Source organism: Acidisphaera rubrifaciens HS-AP3 (assembly GCF_000964365.1).
GTDB lineage: Bacteria > Pseudomonadota > Alphaproteobacteria > Acetobacterales > Acetobacteraceae > Acidisphaera > Acidisphaera rubrifaciens.
In genome coordinates, this window is record NZ_BANB01000270.1 from 1 (window position 1) to 551 (window position 551).

1 protein-coding gene is annotated in these 551 nt (G+C 68.6%); it reads right to left on the bottom strand.

Going from position 1 to position 551, the window contains the following annotated elements; genetic code table 11:
* Window positions 1-551, bottom strand: a 551-nt coding sequence (locus B8460_RS09125; protein WP_048861283.1) for an ABC transporter substrate-binding protein, incomplete at both ends; no start/stop codon positions are given.

Sequence of the window (551 nt, forward strand, 5' to 3'; positions counted from 1 at the left end):
GCAGCGGCCATAGGCGTCGTCGTCGGTCGGCATCGCCTTCATCTGCGCGATGGCGGCCGCGCCGCTCGCCTTGGCCTTGTCCGCGCCGATCGCCTGCACCGCCTTGAGGTAGTGCAGCGTGCCGGCATAGACGCCGGCCTGGATCATGTTGGCGGGGCGGCCGGATTTCGGCAGCAGACGCTTGGTGAAGGCGCGCGTGCGGTCGTTGAGATCCCAGTAGAAGCTTTCCGTCAGCAGCAGCCCCTGCGCCGCCTCCAGCCCGAGGGCGCGGACGACGTTGAAATCCGCGAGCAGCGCCGCGAGTTTGGTGCCGCCGGCGGTGAGGCCGAATTCGTGCGCCTGCTTGACGCAGTTGACGGTGTCGGTGCCGGCATTGGCCAGCCCGACCACCTTCGCGCCGCTGCCCTGCGCCTGCACGAGGAAGGACGAGAAGTCACTGGTGTCGGGGAACGGGTAGAGCGAGGAGCCGAGCACCTTGCCGTGCGCTTCCAGCACGAAGCGGCTGGCGTCGCGCTGCAGCTGCTGGCCGAAGACGTAGTTGGCGGTGATGA